The organism is Pseudoalteromonas sp. SCSIO 43201 (assembly GCF_023716725.1).
Taxonomy (GTDB): Bacteria; Pseudomonadota; Gammaproteobacteria; order Enterobacterales; family Alteromonadaceae; genus Pseudoalteromonas; species Pseudoalteromonas peptidolytica.
Genome location: NZ_CP072683.1, coordinates 2,756,764 through 2,773,778 on the forward strand (window position 1 = coordinate 2,756,764; position 17,015 = coordinate 2,773,778).

The 17,015-nt window shown below is 40.1% G+C and carries 19 protein-coding genes; 5 read left to right on the plus strand and 14 right to left on the minus strand.

Going from position 1 to position 17,015, the window contains the following annotated elements; genetic code table 11:
- Nucleotides 1-27: 27 nt before the first annotated feature.
- The 3 genes from J8Z24_RS11855 to J8Z24_RS11865 all read left to right on the plus strand — a co-directional run bounded on the left by J8Z24_RS11855 (nucleotide 28) and on the right by J8Z24_RS11865 (nucleotide 2,811).
- A complete protein-coding gene (locus J8Z24_RS11855) occupies nucleotides 28-1,101 on the plus strand; it encodes an efflux RND transporter periplasmic adaptor subunit (protein WP_252094732.1) in 1,074 nt (357 codons plus the stop codon).
- A gap of 127 nt (nucleotides 1,102-1,228) precedes the next feature.
- The gene (locus tag J8Z24_RS11860; RefSeq protein ID WP_252094733.1) at nucleotides 1,229-1,984 is read left to right on the plus strand and encodes a Nif3-like dinuclear metal center hexameric protein; all 756 of its coding nucleotides are present in this window, start codon (nucleotides 1,229-1,231) and stop codon (nucleotides 1,982-1,984) included.
- A 20-nt stretch (nucleotides 1,985-2,004) separates the two neighbouring features.
- Nucleotides 2,005-2,811, plus strand: a complete 807-nt coding sequence (locus J8Z24_RS11865; protein WP_176032865.1) for a methyltransferase domain-containing protein — start codon at nucleotides 2,005-2,007, stop codon at nucleotides 2,809-2,811.
- Nucleotides 2,812-2,974: 163 nt separating this feature from the next.
- On the opposite strand, the gene map is transcribed toward J8Z24_RS11865, so the two are convergent.
- From map to J8Z24_RS11880, 3 genes are all read right to left on the minus strand, one after another.
- Nucleotides 2,975-3,745, minus strand: coding sequence for a type I methionyl aminopeptidase (map, locus tag J8Z24_RS11870; RefSeq protein WP_176032864.1), 771 nt, complete (start codon nucleotides 3,743-3,745; stop codon nucleotides 2,975-2,977).
- Between the two features lies 1 nt (nucleotide 3,746).
- Complete coding sequence (locus J8Z24_RS11875; RefSeq protein WP_128732699.1) at nucleotides 3,747-3,947, minus strand: ParD-like family protein; 201 nt, start codon at nucleotides 3,945-3,947, stop codon at nucleotides 3,747-3,749.
- A 155-nt stretch (nucleotides 3,948-4,102) separates the two neighbouring features.
- Nucleotides 4,103-4,477 carry a rhodanese-like domain-containing protein gene (locus J8Z24_RS11880; RefSeq protein WP_128732700.1) on the minus strand — a complete coding sequence of 125 codons (375 nt, stop codon included), beginning with the start codon at nucleotides 4,475-4,477 and terminating at the stop codon, nucleotides 4,103-4,105.
- Nucleotides 4,478-5,094: 617 nt separating this feature from the next.
- Between J8Z24_RS11880 and J8Z24_RS11885 the strand changes: the two genes are divergently transcribed.
- On the plus strand, nucleotides 5,095-6,723 hold the full coding sequence (locus J8Z24_RS11885) for a methyl-accepting chemotaxis protein (RefSeq protein ID WP_176032863.1): 1,629 nt from the start codon (nucleotides 5,095-5,097) through the stop codon (nucleotides 6,721-6,723).
- A gap of 38 nt (nucleotides 6,724-6,761) precedes the next feature.
- On the opposite strand, the gene J8Z24_RS11890 is transcribed toward J8Z24_RS11885, so the two are convergent.
- Nucleotides 6,762-8,204, minus strand: coding sequence for a serine hydrolase (locus J8Z24_RS11890; RefSeq protein WP_176032862.1), 1,443 nt, complete (start codon nucleotides 8,202-8,204; stop codon nucleotides 6,762-6,764).
- Nucleotides 8,205-8,342: 138 nt separating this feature from the next.
- Between J8Z24_RS11890 and J8Z24_RS11895 the strand changes: the two genes are divergently transcribed.
- The gene (locus tag J8Z24_RS11895) at nucleotides 8,343-9,860 is read left to right on the plus strand and encodes a winged helix-turn-helix domain-containing protein (protein WP_252094734.1); all 1,518 of its coding nucleotides are present in this window, start codon (nucleotides 8,343-8,345) and stop codon (nucleotides 9,858-9,860) included.
- Between the two features lie 377 nt (nucleotides 9,861-10,237).
- Here J8Z24_RS11895 and J8Z24_RS11900 read toward each other — a convergent pair whose 3' ends face one another.
- The 10 genes from J8Z24_RS11900 to J8Z24_RS11945 all read right to left on the minus strand — a co-directional run bounded on the left by J8Z24_RS11900 (nucleotide 10,238) and on the right by J8Z24_RS11945 (nucleotide 16,928).
- Nucleotides 10,238-10,720, minus strand: a complete 483-nt coding sequence (locus J8Z24_RS11900; RefSeq protein WP_252094735.1) for a hypothetical protein — start codon at nucleotides 10,718-10,720, stop codon at nucleotides 10,238-10,240.
- A gap of 163 nt (nucleotides 10,721-10,883) precedes the next feature.
- Nucleotides 10,884-11,381, minus strand: a complete 498-nt coding sequence (locus J8Z24_RS11905) for a hypothetical protein (protein ID WP_252094736.1) — start codon at nucleotides 11,379-11,381, stop codon at nucleotides 10,884-10,886.
- A gap of 543 nt (nucleotides 11,382-11,924) precedes the next feature.
- Nucleotides 11,925-12,311 carry an energy transducer TonB family protein gene (locus J8Z24_RS11910; protein ID WP_252094737.1) on the minus strand — a complete coding sequence of 129 codons (387 nt, stop codon included), beginning with the start codon at nucleotides 12,309-12,311 and terminating at the stop codon, nucleotides 11,925-11,927.
- A gap of 130 nt (nucleotides 12,312-12,441) precedes the next feature.
- On the minus strand, nucleotides 12,442-13,116 hold the full coding sequence (locus J8Z24_RS11915) for a hypothetical protein (RefSeq protein WP_252094738.1): 675 nt from the start codon (nucleotides 13,114-13,116) through the stop codon (nucleotides 12,442-12,444).
- A gap of 127 nt (nucleotides 13,117-13,243) precedes the next feature.
- Complete coding sequence (locus J8Z24_RS11920; RefSeq protein WP_252094739.1) at nucleotides 13,244-13,909, minus strand: hypothetical protein; 666 nt, start codon at nucleotides 13,907-13,909, stop codon at nucleotides 13,244-13,246.
- A gap of 121 nt (nucleotides 13,910-14,030) precedes the next feature.
- A complete protein-coding gene (locus tag J8Z24_RS11925; protein WP_252094740.1) occupies nucleotides 14,031-14,354 on the minus strand; it encodes a low molecular weight protein tyrosine phosphatase family protein in 324 nt (107 codons plus the stop codon).
- A gap of 109 nt (nucleotides 14,355-14,463) precedes the next feature.
- On the minus strand, nucleotides 14,464-15,162 hold the full coding sequence (locus J8Z24_RS11930; protein ID WP_252094741.1) for a hypothetical protein: 699 nt from the start codon (nucleotides 15,160-15,162) through the stop codon (nucleotides 14,464-14,466).
- A gap of 122 nt (nucleotides 15,163-15,284) precedes the next feature.
- The gene (locus tag J8Z24_RS11935; RefSeq protein ID WP_252094742.1) at nucleotides 15,285-15,557 is read right to left on the minus strand and encodes a hypothetical protein; all 273 of its coding nucleotides are present in this window, start codon (nucleotides 15,555-15,557) and stop codon (nucleotides 15,285-15,287) included.
- 111 nt (nucleotides 15,558-15,668) lie between these two features.
- The gene (locus J8Z24_RS11940; protein WP_252094743.1) at nucleotides 15,669-15,959 is read right to left on the minus strand and encodes a hypothetical protein; all 291 of its coding nucleotides are present in this window, start codon (nucleotides 15,957-15,959) and stop codon (nucleotides 15,669-15,671) included.
- 99 nt (nucleotides 15,960-16,058) lie between these two features.
- Complete coding sequence (locus tag J8Z24_RS11945; RefSeq protein WP_252094744.1) at nucleotides 16,059-16,928, minus strand: hypothetical protein; 870 nt, start codon at nucleotides 16,926-16,928, stop codon at nucleotides 16,059-16,061.
- Nucleotides 16,929-17,015: the final 87 nt, after the last annotated feature.

Genomic DNA, 17,015 nt, shown 5'->3' on the forward strand with positions numbered 1-17,015 from the left:
CGCGGCTCAGTAAATAGTGAGAATAACATGAAGAAACTAATAAAACAGACCGTTAAAACATTGGCACTTTGTACTTGTATTATTGCGCCACAAATTTATGCGGTTGTCCCCGTAAGCACCAAAGCAGTGACCGAAGCGCCACTAACCCATGAAATTGAAGTAAGTGGTACGCTATATGGCAAAAACGATGTGACCCTCACTTCAGGCGTCAGCGGAAGATTACTCTATGTGGTCGAGCCAGGCACAACCGTAACCAAAGACGAAGTACTGGTCAGAATGGATACTTTACCGCTAGAGCTTGACAAGGCAAGGCAGACCGAGCTACTCAAGCGTGCAAAAATTAATTTACGCTTATATCAACAAGAACTCTCACGGTTAAAAAAGCTAGCTAAAACCAGTAGCGCCGCAGAAAGCCAGGTTGATGAAGTACAGAATAAACATGATTTGGCCCTGTCTGACATTGCACTGGCAGAAGTTGAACTTCGCGTCATAGAAGACAAGCTTTCAAGAGCCACTATTCGCGCCCCATTCAATGGGGTGATCAGTGAGCGTTTCAAACGTGCTGGTAGAGAAATTAATCGTGCAGACGAGCTGGTAACAATTTTAGATATTCACCACCTTGAAGCTCGCCTTTATGTTCCGGTAAAGTACCTTAAGTTTTTACACCAAGGCATCGAATTGCCCATTCAGGCTGGCGACTTATCACACCCTGAACATACTACTGCCACCATTACTGCGGTGATCCCATCAACCGATCCACGCTCACAAACTGTTGAGGTACGCGCGTCCATTACAGCTGAGCAAAGTCATAGCTGGGCAATCGGTCAACTTGTTGATGTTACTGTGCCGCTCAGCAGTAAACAGCCGACGCTCTTGGTAGATCGCGATGCCCTCATACTGCGAAAACAAGGCTCTCATGTGGTTAAAATCGATGCTCAAAATAAAGCCGAGCAAATTCCCGTTACCATTGGCAATGGAAAAGGCCAATGGGTCGAAGTTATTCCTCGTCAAGCACAAAGCCTACGCGCTGGCGATAAGGTTGCTATTCGTGGTGCTGAGCGACTTCAAACAGGTCAAGATGTTGAAGTTACCAACCCGTAACTAAGCCGGTTTACTAGCCCAATGAGCCCACTCAAGGATGAGCAGCTCATTTTTCTTTTACTCCCCCTCAATTTTGATCTCATCACAAAACAGGTAAACTAGCACCATCTAACCGTTAGGGGGTGTTATGAAACGAACCAAATTAGTGAACCAATTAACAGAACTGCTAAAACCTTTTCAAATAAATGACTATTGTCCAAATGGGCTACAAGTAGAAGGGAAAGCGGAAATCCAAAAAATAGTTACAGGTGTAACCGCAAGCCAAGCCTTAATTGACGCAGCAGTGGCACGCGGCGCTGATGCTATTTTGGTTCACCATGGTTATTTCTGGAAAGGCGAAGACCAATGTGTAACAGGCATGAAAAAGCGTAGGCTACAAACGTTGCTTGCCAACGATATTAACCTGCTTGCATACCACCTTCCTTTGGATGTTCATCCGGAACTTGGCAATAATGCTCAGCTTGGTAAATTGTTAGGGCTTGAAATTGAAAGGCCGCTTGAGCCATGGAATAAAAATAGCGTCGCTGTTAAAGGCAAACTAACAACACCAATGACTGCAACGGATTTTGCAGCACTTGTTGAAGAAAGACTTGGCCGTAAACCACTGTTAAACATCGCTGGCGAGCATCTTATTCACACCATTGCTTGGTGTACTGGTGGTGGACAAAGCTTTATTGACCTTGCAGCAAGTCAAGGTATAGATGCCTACCTCACGGGCGAGGCGTCAGAGCAAACGATCCATTCTTCGAACGAGCAGCAGATACACTTTATCGCCGCCGGACATCATGCCACCGAACGCTACGGTGCCAAAGCGCTCGGCGAATACTTAGCAGCGCAATACGACCTCGATGTTGAGTTCATCGATATCGACAATCCGGTTTAAGTACAAGTAAATATTGCAATATGGCGAAAAGAAAACATCAAGGTAAGCCTGCCCCATCAGATAGAAATTTTGGTGAACTTACACATAAGTTTAAAAATAACATCTATGGAACCAACAAAGGGAAGATCAGAGAGGCGGTGTTACAGCGAGACCTCCATGCGCAACTTGACTGGCTTGGCCACGCGACTGATAAACGGGTGCTCGATGTGGGAGGAGGTCAAGGACAGTTAGCACTTTACTTAGCCGCGCTTGGGCACCATGTTACCGTTATCGATATCTCTGACGAGATGCTTGAACTTGCCAGAATTCGGGCAAATGAAGCGGGACTGTGTGAGCGTATGCGTTTTATCCGTGCGCCATTACAAGAAATAGCACAACTGAGCTTAGGGCAATTCGACTTGGTCATGTGTCACGCAGTACTAGAATGGCTGGTTGACCAACGAAGTGCTATTGATTTACTCAAAGCGCAAGTGTCACCAAGTGGCGCCCTTTCTTTGATGTATTTCAATCACGAGGCACATTTAATGGCAAACATGGTCTACGGTAACTTTGATTATGTGCAAAAGGGGCTCAAGGTTAAACAAAAGGTAGGGCTCAGCCCAAATAACCCAATCAAACAAGCTGACATGGCGGCTTGGCTAGAAGCAGCTAAGCTAACTATCGCGCAAAAAACCGGTGTACGCTGTTTTCATGACTACTTAAGAGAGCTTAACAAGGCTGATGATGATTTTGATGCTTTGCTTGAGTTAGAGCTTAAATACAATCGCCAAGAGCCATACGCCTCTATTGGCCGGTATACTCACCTGATGTTAATACCAATTAAGTAATCTATTTTGAGGCGAGAAAACCTTGTCGATAACACCGCTGCCGCACCCTACTATCGCCAAGGTATCTACGCGATAGGCATGACAAAATGTTAGCGTCAGGTTTGTTCTTTCAAATTGAGCAAGTATTAAGATTAATTGATACAAGTGTAAGCACGCCCGTGGCTTACACTTCCTCTGCTCTAAGTGTCAATACTTCATAGCCTTGCTCGGTTACCAGTACGGTATGCTCCCATTGTGCTGAGAGTTTTTTATCTCGTGTCACTACCGTCCAACCGTCTTTCTTGGTTTTAATTTTAGCATTGCCTTGGTTGATCATCGGCTCTATGGTAAAGGTCATCCCCGGTTTTAGCGCCATGCCTGTATTTGGCTTACCGTAGTGTAAAACATTGGGGCCTTCGTGCATTTCTTTACCAATGCCGTGGCCGCAGTATTCTCGCACCACACTATACCCTGCTTGCTCTGCAACGCGCTGGATCGCCGCACCAATATCGCCAAGCTTAGCGCCAGGTTTTACTATGCGGATCCCAGCCCACATGGCTTGGTAGGTTGTTTCAACGAGTCTTCTAGCCGGTAACAGCGCTTCAGGCATCACATACATTTTGCTAGAGTCACTGATAAAGCCATTTTTCTCTAAAGTAATATCGATGTTCACGATATCTGATGATTTCAGCAATTGCGATTTACTTGGTACGCCATGGCACACGACCTCGTTCACTGAACTATTGAGCACAAATTGATAACCATATTGACCTAAACTTGCCGGACGTGCATTTAGCTTGTCCACAATAAAGTTGTGAACTCTGTCATTAATCTCCAGCGTAGAAACACCGGGCTCAATCCAGCTATCGATATAGTCAAACACTCGCGTAAGTAAACTGCTACTTTCACGCATCAGCTCAATTTCATCGGCTGTTTTGATTGTTACCTGCTGCATACTACTTCCCTTGGTATTCTCGCGCCTTAACGCGTTGCCTTTCTGCTGCAATGATTTCAATAAATGTCATGGTGGGGTTTTCCTCAGCCAGACGCCCAACTTTTATCCAAAACTCTGCTTGTGCATTGATTGAACGAGACATAACCGTGCTTGCCTCACGTACTTCATCATGTAATTCATCTGAGATTTTGACTATACCCACAATATAAACCAACTATGAATCATATATAAATCGTATGGTACTTTAAACTAACAGCTGTACCAAACGCAACCTTGTTTTATGGCTACCACAGGTAGCCATAAGGATTGGCCTTCATATTTATTGCAGTTGAGATGAGCCCTAGCGCTGAAAAGGTGTTAGTTCACAATCGGCATAGACGATGCCTGCCATTTTTGCATATCTCCCTCTAAATGCTTCAATTTATACCCTTTTGGCAGCAGCTCCTCAATAAAAATACCAGCACGGCGTCCTGAGCGACAATACACCACCAAAGTGTCACCACGCAGCTTTGAGAGTGTCTCTTGGTGTTGGTTAATTTCATCAAACGGTATATTAATCGCACCTTTGATATGTCCGTCGCTAAACTCGGCTGCGCTTCTCACATCAATAATGGTAAATGGTGAAATAGACATCTGATTCACTAACAGCTGATACTGTGTGATTTTGTCTGTTGACTGAGCCAAACAGGCACTACTTACAAAAATGAGTAGGCCAATAATCAATTTTTTCATCGCAATCCTCTTTATCGCTATCATTTCTACCATGACATACCGTAACAAAATGTAATGTCACACAATTTACTAATGTTTATAAAGATTTTCAGGTAATGCTGTGAAACACATTATCAATACTTGAGAATTTTAGCTCAAGATCAGTCGTTAACTCACTGAAATACCAAAGATCAAAAATGTGATTTAAGATAAATAAAAAAATCAATGCGTTAACTTGCCTACTCACTAACATCCAGATGACTTAAATCAGCGGTCAGCTCAGAATCCAACTAAGTTGACACTTTTTTGTTTACCAATTTAGCCTTTACATATGTTTTTTAACATTTATCACCTCATGAATTTTCATTCAATTTTTCACTTAAAAGATTGCTTAGCATTAAAGTAAAACAATAAAAAATGTAGAAAAACCCCAAAATAAAAGCAGTTTACTTTTTATTACTCGAAGAATTAGTTCAAAACTGCGCATAAAAACCCACGCTTAATTTAGGCTTTTATCAACAAAAGGAACAAACTTAAAACATTCGCAAAAAAGATTTAATTTCATATTTTTATAAAGATTAAAATATAATCCAAAATCAAACTTCAACATAAGCAAATGGGTTTATTGAGCTGTACTAATGAATGTAAAAAAACTCTCTATCGCAAATCAAATAGTTTTAAGTTTCACCTCTGTCTTTATCATTTTCGTTACCGTGGGCCTTTTGAGCTACAAGGGCATGAATGAAATAAACGCTAACCTGAACTACATTGTCAGAACGAGTATTCCTTCTGTAGAGACAGTCAAGAATATAAAGATTGATTTGTCTACAATAAGAAAGGATGAGTTTAGTACGGCTTTAAACCCAGAAAATGAATTGGTTAGTGAATGGCTAGAGATCCTAAGAGACCTTAAAAGGTCATTAAATGATAAAATTAATTTATATAAATCATTGCCTGTTAGTGCGGAAGAAAAAGCACTCTTTAATGAGTTTATCTATGCTTGGCAACGATATGCTGACGCTACATATCATTATGAAAGTTTAATTTTAAGTGGGAACGCTACCGAAGCAAACCGTATAATTTTAGATAGCTACCCACTTTTTGCTAAAGCCATGTCAGAGCTAACCGAGCTTGAAGCACTGAATAATAAGAGCGTAGAGCAGTCTGAGCGCAAGGCTATTGCCGCTGTAAAAAGTTCTTTATTTACACTCGCTATCTCAGGCCTATTAATCGCAATAACTATTGTTCTGATTTGTTTAGCGCTGAGTAAGGCTATTAAAACACCGTTAGCGGTATCAGTTTCACTTGCAAGTAAGATTGCTCGAGGCGAGCTAAACCACGCGATTGTACTTGAAGACCTCGGTAACAACGAACTGGGCTTGCTGACTCAGTCTTTAGAAAAAATGCGTGCGCAACTACATGCCTTAATCACCATGATTAATGACTCTGCAATTCAACTAACCGCTGCGGTCGAAGAAGTAAATGCTATTTCCTATCAAAACGCACAAGGCATGAATACGCAGCAAAATGAATTACAATCGGTCGCCTCAGCAATGACTCAAATGCAAGCTGCGATCAGTGAAGTGGCTAAAAGTACAGAAATGGGGGCTGAGTCAGCAACTCAAGCGAGTGATAAAGCCAAAGAGGGTAGCAGTGCCCTTAAATCCAATATTAGTCATATTTCAGACGTTGCAGAAACCGTTTCCTCAGCTGGTGAGCTTGCCAATAACCTTGAAAAGAACTCTCACAATATCAATGTAGTCGTTGATGTGATCCGAGAAATTGCAGAGCAAACCAATTTATTGGCTTTAAATGCTGCAATTGAGGCCGCCCGTGCTGGGGCGCAAGGTCGAGGTTTTGCCGTTGTCGCCGATGAGGTGCGTTCGCTTGCACAAAGAACACAGGATTCCACCACACAAATTGTAGAGATTGTTAATGATCTACAAACCAAGTCAAAAGAAACGGGTATCGCGACCAAAAGCTGTGAACAAGGAATAGCACTTTGTGTAGAGCAGTCAGAAGTCGCAGGTAACATGATCCAACAAATTGAAAGCCAAATAGACAGTATTGCTGCCATGAGCACACAAATCGCTTCTGCCTGCCATCAACAATCCGTCGTTTCAGAAGAGCTGAACAAAAATATTGAGACAATCAACTATTCAGCGGTTGAAATGACCGAAGGTGCAAACCAAACGGCCACTGCATGTAATGAAATGAGTAAACTGGCTCATGACCTTAAAGCACAAGTAGATAGATTCACGCTCTAAGGCCGCAGATCTTCGTAAACTCTCGTCGCGCTTATTAGCTAAGGTAATTGCTGAGCGCGACGATTGGATTCCACAAATGCCCTCGCCGTTTCATGTTGACTGTCTAATTGCAATAATTGTTGATAAATAGCATGTGCATTTTTCTTATCACCCTGCTTGAGATACGCTTCTGCAAGGCTGTCATAGGTGTTCACACTTTTTGGATGTGCAGCGACATTTAACTTAAAAAACTCGATAGCCGCATGGTAAGCACCAACTTCAAGTAATTGATAGCCGAAACGATTTAGTCGGCGCTCGCTAAACCCCAGCCCTTCATGCACTTGTTGCTGATAACTTTTTATTGCTGCAGCAACGTCTTGTGCAGTAATGGTTGCAAACAGCGTTCGCTCTGCACTTAACCTTGGAACTTGCACTGCTTTACCCGCGAGTATATCAAGTAAGCCATTAACCATATCTGTAAGCGGTGCACCACCTGTATTGTCAAACAAAATGATCACGGTTTGGTCTTCCAGCACTCTTGTGATCTTTGCGCCAAACCCGGGAATTCCGCCACTGTGATGAACCAGTGTTCTCGTTTGGCTAGCTACCTCTTGTTCGTTTATTTCCCAACCAAAGCCATAATTTCTATGCTTGGAGGGGATAAACAGCAATGATTTTAGCTCTGGAGTTAATAACTTGTCGTGATAAAGCGCACGGTCCCATTTATACATATCTTGCACTGTTGAGTACATTGCACCTGCTGAAAAAGGCACGCTCATATCTATAAAGTCCGCGTGTTTTACGCCCGCTAGCGTCGTATCGTAACCACTAGCTAGGCCTTTAATCAATTTCTCATGGTCGGCAAATCCTGTATCTTTCATATCAAGTGGCAACAATATGTGCGTTTCAAGTAGTTGCCAGTAACTTTTTCCTGTCACACGTTCAAGGATCCGCCCAAGTATGGTGTAACCGGCATTGCTGTAACGAAATGCCGAGCCTGGCTTAAACCGTAAATCACCCGAACAGAATATCTTGATAAATTCATCTCTGTGGTAAGGGTTATGGCTTTGTACACGACGAAATTCTGGATGTCTAAATACATCAGGAAGACCCGACGTATGATTAAGTAATTGCCGTATGGTAATTTGCCTTCCAGTATCTTTTCGATACTCCGGCAGATAGCTAACAATATTAGCATCGAGGTTGATACGACCTCGTTCCACCTGTTGTAAAACCAAAACAGCCGTAAACTGTTTTGTCACCGATGCAAGCTTAAATTTAGTACTGGGCTGGTTTGCTATTTGCCACTCAATATTGGCAAATCCATAACCCTGCTGTAATAAAATGTCTGACCCTTGCGCAATCAAAACCGCACCATCGAACTCTTTAATCTGATGATACTGCGCGATATAACTATCTAGCTTCTGTTGTAACGGCTCTGCTGCATCAGCAGACAGGGAAAATAAATACAAAAACAACAGTAAATTAACGAGTACTTTCATGTAAATCCTTGTTTATTATGATGACACACCTTACTCTACGGATCTGTTGTTGGCTTGCTAGTGTGCTTGAGTGACTTTAAGTGACATAAAAATTAAAAGCTTTTAAATCAATAAAATAATAAAAATAGGATTTATAGATTGCAGTATCAATTGAATCAAAAATGGCATTTTGATGTCAGTTCACGCACCATCAGCCATAATGAAACCTGTCACACACTGACACCTCTGAGCCATAGATTATTGCTCACCCTAATTGAACATGCACCCGACCTTGTGACTTATCAGCAACTAGAACAGCAGGTATGGCTTGGGCGAATAGTGACCCATGATGCAATAAAAAAACAAATAGCGAGATTAAGAAAACAGCTTAACGATGATGCCATCCAGCCAGAGTATATTGTGTCTGAACGCAGCTTTGGATACCGCCTTAGTGCAACTGTAGAGAAAGTGAATCACCAGCCACTGGTGCCGACCACAAAACGGTTTTCGATTATCACGGTGTCAGCAATTAGTTTTGTTCTACTCTTCGTGTTAGGAATTTATCAATACTTCCTCACAACATTAAAGCATGCAGAAAACACTGTTACGGTGCTGAGTGTGGCGCAGCAACATGTTGCGCAGGAAACCGCAGAAGATAATTTACGTGCCATCACGCTGTATCAGCAAAGCATTAATACCTCGCCAGCTGTAAATGAAAGTTATAAAGGCTTAAGCCAAGCATTACTAGATGAACATAAATTATATAATCAAACTGAAGATGCCCTCGAACAAAGTTTAATAAATGCAAAAAAAGCGCTTGATTTAACCCCTACCAGCCCATCAGCGCAGCGACTTCAAGCTCAAGCCCATGCGCTACAAGGTCGCTATAGTCTGGCACAACAGCAACTCACAGAAATGGTCGCTGATACGCCTGACTGGCCTTTACTTAAAGCAAACTTAGCCGAGTCCTACTTGTCACAAGGCAATACCATTAATGCCTACTCGTTAGCACGCCAAGCCTACGAAAGCTCCTCTAGCGAACCAAAGATCGTTGCTACCTATCTTAACTGCCTACGCAAAATGTATATGACTCAGTGGTTTGAAAACGTTTATAACAATGCAAGTCCCACAGTAAAAGCATCTCCTTGGGTGCAACTGGAATACATAAAGCTGTTGCAGCAACAAGGAAAACATAAAACAGCGACTCAACAACTTAATGTATTAGCCAGCACCGCTTCACATTCTCAAGCGCTAAATTGGTTCACCGCCCTTTCTTATCTTAGTGAATACCATCATAAACAAGCCGTTGACACTTTATCGCTGACTGTTGAAAAACAAGGGAAATATGCTTTATTTAGCCGATTATATTTATCATTACTCACCGCTCAGCCTAAATTGATAAACAGATACCAAAATGACATCCTCACTCTCATTGAAGCTGGTAACCAAGATCCTGAGTTAGTATTTAGCCTTGGTCTTATTAGCCTTTACCATCAACACAATGTTAAGGCCAAGAACTATTTCAAACAGGCTATATTACTGGGGTTTAGTGATGAATTTAGGTTTAAAGCATTACCCTTCAACCTCACAGCAGAGCAAGCTCACTTTATAGATATCATTATCCAGCAACTCAATGTCTCAAACTTAAAGAGAAGGGTTAAGCGCACGCCAAAGTAGCCACGATACATGATCTAACGATAAGTGGGGACGAATTATAAAGATAACCCTGCTTAAGGCTGGCAAAAAACGAACGAGTTTATACCAATCGTATTAATACTTACTCAATTTTAAGGAGTATATCTGACTGTCGCATCGTGCCAAACTCAGCCGCTCAACAGCAAGTTAATATCTGAAATCTAATTGCGATATTAGACACTCACTCAACTCGTATTTGGACAAAAACGAGCTAGGTCGTCAGCTGTATTAGATGAATTTCGTATAACAGTTTCTATGGGCTAGTGCCCCAATAAGGAACTGATAAAAGTTTGGCTAAAAAAGCGAGGTACGAGCGCAGCCAAGCTTGTTAAGTCCATTCGTTGATTTTCTTGTTATATTTATTTTTCACTTTTCTTATTGGGTAAATAAACCCAGCCTTTACTTTTTACACAATCCAACGTTCTACTTGTTAAAGCTTGAATACCATTAAGTATTGGCTTGAATGATTGGTCGTCGAATATTGGTTTAATAGACACGTCTCTTCTACCATTTTTAAGCACGATAAAAGCAAGACGATGCATTAAATAGTCGCTAGAATATTGCTTTAATCTTTCAGGGTCTGACACTTCCAATTCACCAAACATAAAAGACTCACCCGAAAACGATTGTTTTAGACATTCATTATATTCTGTTTTATAAGGCTCTTCAGTTACAGCGATTTTTCCATATTGACTATGTTCCACGTGCCCGCTCTGAGGTTTTAACACTTGTTTTTCAAAATAATTATTAATATCTGACTGGGAGGCTTTTACAACATGCGGGGTTGATTCACATGCATTCAACAAAAAAACACTACTCAAGAATAACAATTTACTTTTCATTTTAAACGATACTCAATATATAAATATAACGCTGCATTAAGTGGTGAACAACACAACCACCCAAGCTTAAACCTTGCCACATTTAGCACTAAAGCCGACCTAAGCTGAAATTGCCAAGCGTTGAGAATCCGTCTTAAATGCTTTGTTATGTGTAAAACCATGCTTATCTGTATAAAGAAAGATATGTATCCAAAGGCTCTTCAACTACCCAACACTTAAGAGTACCTTCAATTGATAAACCTAATGGGTTAAGAGGAGTACATATTCTGTCAAGAGGCACTAGAGAATTTTCGATCTGATATTCAAAAGTGTAATCGTCTGTTTGATATATAAATTTATTCCCTCGCAAGCTACCTAACTCGTCATCGTGCGGCATAAAATAACGCGTGACTATATGAACTTCGTCGCCGCTTTCTTCAACTGACTGCGAAACAACATGGGCATGCCCTTCATAACATTCAAATATTAGCTCTGTAAATTCATATTCTTTGATAACATCAGTCACATTGATGGGGCGAAAATAAATGTACGGATGACAAAGTACATTTTCATTAGTTCTAAAAACAACACTTAGTTCGTCATGAGACACTTTCTCGTATAAACTTTTCTTGAAGACTAAATGTTGGTCAAAGTATATAACTTTGCACAAAACATCACTCATTAATGCAACCTTTATTTAACTTATTGATAAATTCAAACTAGATTTTACACATAGACATAATGACTCCCACACGGTGCTAGCCTCCGCATTTTCGTGGGTTAGCTTAAAGCCAGAGCCATAATTAGTTTGTCAAATAACTAAATAGCAGAGGCTAGCATGACTAAACATAACATACTTTTCATTGGCTTAGATACTCATCAAGAGTTCATTGATGTGAAAATAAGTGACACCCATTACTATTAATACCCAAGCTGAGGACGTCAAGTAAAAACGAATGAAGGCACTTGCATCACTTTGGTCAACAACGTGCATCGATAGGTTATTTTTTAGCACTCGAGCGTATTTCTACACTAAAGCCGGGTTATCGCGCATAACAAAGCGATGTAAATATAACAGTTATAGATTATCGAGTTGGGAGGTTCGCCTTGCTAAGCCAACAAACGCTCGCAGTTTGTTAGGTTTATCCGCCGTCGCTTTTTCAATGTTTCACAGTAAAAATTAGTAATGGGTGTCTGGTTTAAATCTCTCTGTTTAATTAACTTGTTATGTTCTCTTTTTAAACTGTATGTATTTAACGTGCACTTTATTACCGACAGTACCAAATGCATTGGGTAAGACTTTTGCTTTTTTAAGCCCTCTTAATATTGCACGTGAGTGTATTCTAATTGGATTGAGACTCAATATTTTAAGGTTGATTACTTTACCTTCATTTGATACATCAAATTCTACGATACCTTCTGTATTTGTTAGGGCACAGGCAGAAGGCAAAGAAGAACTAAACCGTATTGTACTGGGCTCAAAAATACTGGATTTACCTTCAGTTGATGTAGCAATGCTAATAGGTTCATCTAGAAACTCAATGTCAGGGTCATTGCATGCTTTAGTAACACCAAACTGGACACCAGCTACAAGTAATAATGTGCTAATCACGATGTCTCCTGAGAACGCCGCAAATAAACGGCTAATTTTACTGGGTTGATTTTTGCCCGTGAAGCGAATTAGCAAAAAGCGGTACCGTAAAATTTGTCCGCTATAATTGCTTTGTTCTATTGCTTTAAAATCAAAGGTAAATAATTTCTATCTTATCACCGCAGAAAAATGCAGAATCATCTTTTTTTGCAAACTCGATGCCTTTTTCTGTGGTAACGATTAATTTCTGCGAATCTTGCCACTCTGCGCTGACTTGTGTACCTTCTTTACTGAAGTAGAAAATTGAACCGCCACCAGAACCCCACATCATTAGTGCAGACGTATGAATATATTTACCATCGCTAAACTCTTCGGTAACCGTAAAGACTTTCTGATTGTCAGGAGCAACTAGCTCAACTAATTTATTAGTTCGAAAATCATGTTTTGGCTTTTTACGCCTTTTCTTCGTTTTCCTTTCAGATGATATTTCTTCGAGAAACAAATCTAGTGCGATTTTACGATTTTTTATGCCTTCTTTGGAAGCTCCTAGCTCCTCCCAAAGCTTTAAATCACTTCCACTAGATATGATAGAACGAACTTTTTCATATACGCTCTGTTCTAGACTCTTTGTCTCCCATTGAGCAAAAGCCAGAGCAAACCAAGAGTTATTTGAATCTTCATAATCTTCAAAGTATTCAGAAAACGATTCCTTAACTTCTGAGCTAGCGTACTCTGGACCCGCGCCATGGTTATAGATATCAAAGAAACTATCATAAACATCAGCAAACGAATCGCTATCTTCAACATTAACACCCCAAACACTCACTACGATTCATCTCCAAGGTTCGCTAGGAATAGAACGCCGCAAATAAACGGCAAAAATTAGTTGGCTAAAATTTGTGAGATACGAACAAAGCCCACTGACTTTTGTCCGCACTTTTTAATTTGCTTTGTTATGTTGCATTAACACAAGGGTAACCAATTTCTGAAATATCTTTTTTTAGCTGTTTTATTGATACTTCAGGGTTTACTTCTTTAACCAATTCTTCGGTTAAAGGTAAATGGTTATAAATCTTTGCAATAGTTGTAACATCCAGATCTAATTCATAATACTCTTGAGCAAATACCCTATATGTTTCAGGGTTACAGTCAAAGATTTCTAAAAGATATTCTGAACCATCAGGATCTTCGTCATCTGCAAATTCGAAGTCACCTTTACCCCAATAGTCTGCCGAATGAAGTTTCCAAATACAAAATGAAATATTATCCATAGAGAAAGCAGGTTCTTTAGAGGCAGTAACGAATTCAGAAGGCAATCCTTTTAATAAACCTGGCCATGGAACTTGCCCATCAGTACTCCAAGATGACATTGAAGATTCATGGTCAAAACCTTTAATAAAGCAGCCCTCTTGATTGAATAGTACATAGAAGTCATCACCACAACCATTCCTCATCGAACCCATTTGCTCATTAACGTCCCAATTTGAATTGAATGAATAAAAACGTTCATCCCATTCAGGGGACATAATTGCATCTAGCATTGCGAGTGATTGAAGTAGCTTTTTTAACTGCAATACTTCTGGCATTGAGTTTAAATTTTTAGTTGATATAGCATCCAATGCTGGAGACTCCTTTTGCAACATAACGCCCGCATAAAATGCGGATAATGCTTGGCTAAAATTAGCGAAGAATGATCGCCAGCCAAGCGTTTGACGTCATTTTTGATGCGTTGTTATGTGTTTACTTAATATATGTCGGAACTTTTGATTTCAGTATATCGATTAATGCCTGATCCATAAATTCGTAATCATCTGGAATCCCCAAAGATATTACCGGCTGCCCATTGATGGCATTGCCAAATTTCTTGGATAGCTTCTTCTTATGGGTATTTTCCATTACAAAAATATAATCAGCCCACTCAATGTCTTCTAGGGCCACATGTACTTCAGCATCGTTGCTGATTCCAGCCGAATATACATCCCAACCCTCAACTTCGCAAAAGATAGCCTCTGCCGTCGGGCTTCGAAGCTTATTCTTGCTACATAGGAATAAAATCTTTGGCACAAGCTCTCCAGCTAGTTAGACACATAACGCCTTAATAAACGGCGAAAAATAGCAGGCTAAACTAAGCGAAGAATGAGCGCAAGCCTGCTGTTTTGCGTCCATTGTTTAATTAACTTGTTAGCTTTCGATCATCACAGTATGCAATAGAAAGATTTTTTAGTTTGTCTATGACCGAAAAGTCGTTAAGTTTTTTAGCGTTTTCAATATTTAATTTTTCTAAGTTCGGAGCGATACGCTCTAAGTTAGATATAGACTCTAAATTCCTACACATGTGCAGCTCTAGAGTTTTTAAATTTGGTAAAGATGGTAACCCATCCAGACTTGTTACATTAGTCCAATTGATATACAACTCTTCGATTGTTTCAGGAAACTCAACTGAATTGAAACTTTTATTTTTTGGATTTACATACCAAAAGTGAAGAAGTTTTAAATTTATCAAGCTTGAGAGGTTTTTATCTTTACGTCTGTAGTCGCAATTTAGAGAAACTAACGAGTTTAAGCGACTAAAATCAATGCTAGGGTACTTGCCAAGAAACGACAGTTTTTGGAGTTTGCTCAAACCGTAGATTCCATCTATTGATTTAAGTTCTACCTCATAAAATGTTGCAGAGTTCGAGTTTTTAAATGAGCTTAAAAAATCCAAATTACTTTCGTTAAAACCTGATGTTGGTCGACAGAAAAAGCCGTCATATCCTTTTTCAAACTCCATGGCAACTTCATGCAAGAACTGGCTATTAATGCCAATTAAAACTTTATTGCTTTTGGGGTCTTCAAAAATATCAAAATTACCTTTTCTAACAATACTCACAAGGTTTACCTAGAAAGCTAACGCCTTAATAAACGGCGGAAAATAGCAGGCTAAAATAAGCGAAGAATGAGCGCAAGCCTGCTGTTTTGCGTCCATTGTTTAATTAATTTGTTATGTGTAAATTACTCGAACTCACCATATTCCCAATCTGCATTGGCGTGTATTTTTTGTGCGAATGAACCGGGTTTTAAGCAGGTTAGTTCGTTAATAGTTGGATCAGCTTTCGTCAAATGGCCAACACAAATAAGATGTGGCTCTGAGTTCTCAGGACAACCCTCATCATCACAGAAAAACTGCCAATCACCTTCGGGATCTCGAATACCTACTAATGCGGGTGACTCTTTATTAAAGACATGAGGGCAAACATATACCCCGTAATTATCATTAAACTCCACACTTCCCTTTACACATAACGCCTCGCTTAACCGGCGCAAAATAGCAGGCTAAAATTAGCGACGAAGGAGCACAAGCCTGCTGTTTTGCGTCCTTTGTGGTTAAAGCGTTTGCTAGGTATACGGTGCCACTTTATATTCTTTGTTATTAATTTTGTGGTATTGGTTAATTTCATTTACTGCTTTATCTACAGCATCAAAAGCTGCGTTCTCAGCGAAGTATAAAATGTAATTTCCCGTATCATCCTCGTTTGAAGAAAATGCATATTCCAAATCGAAGTGCTCGCATAATACATCCTCAATATAATCTTTATGCTCATAGTCAATCAATTCAATGTAGGCTCCCCATTCTGGGTGCTGTTTAACATTGATTGGTGACAATAAGTATCGAAATTCTTCGAGCATGATTGTATACCTAACGCCGCATTAAGGTGTGAGCAGCGCTTGGCTATACTTGAGCGAAGCGAAACTGCCAAGCGTTGCGAATCACTCTTAAATGCTTTGTTAGCCTAATTTGCATAAACAGTCAGAGTTTGTAGTGAATTCACCTACTACATCATTGTGATACGCGGCTAACCATTCATACTTGCTATAGACCTTGGAATCACCTTTTACTTTTTCCGCTGCTTTTTTTATTTCGCTAGAGTGTCCAATTAGCCAGTTTTCAATCATAGACTCGTAACCTTTATTTCTGATGATATTTTTTTGTTCATAGGACGCATTTTGATATTGCTCTCGCTCTTCTTTTGTTCTAGGGCTCCAATCCATGTTGTTAAGGCACAAATAAATATAATCAAGATAGTAGAAACTCGTATTACTATCTTCATAATGCCTGAACATTGCTTTTATAGGGTCAATTGCTTCTGAATATGTGGAACGGTCAGAATGTCCATAAAAATGTTCATAGAGATCTTCACATAGAGCAATAACAGGGACATTAGCTGTAGCTTCTCTTTTTGCTGATGTAACCAGAGCGCTACTAATCAATGTATCCCCTTTGTTGTACCACCACCCAATATCAATGCCACCTCGAACAAAAAGCCCATTATGCACACAAATACCTTGCGAAAATGCCATACTTAGTAGATCCATCATAAACGGGTCAAATGTTCCACTATATTTCGTAGATTCAGATTCCAAAGGAATATTAAAAACGACACAATCTGAAAATGCGAGTACTGACTTCCCAGCAAGTTCGTGCACCTCTTGTGTCATTTCGTCATTGTTAGAAAACTCAAAGTTTTCTTGCACCAAAGTTATGAGCCTATGTAACTCTTTTATATCTTCCAAATTATCAGCAGAAAGAACTTTAGCGCTGAAACCTAAAATATCTATAAAACCAGTAACACCAACAGATATATCTTTTAGTTCCATCATTTCTCCATATATTGATAATTAGGCTAACGCCCGCATAAGGGGCTGATAATAGCTTGCTAAAATGTGCAGCGAAGCGGAACCGAG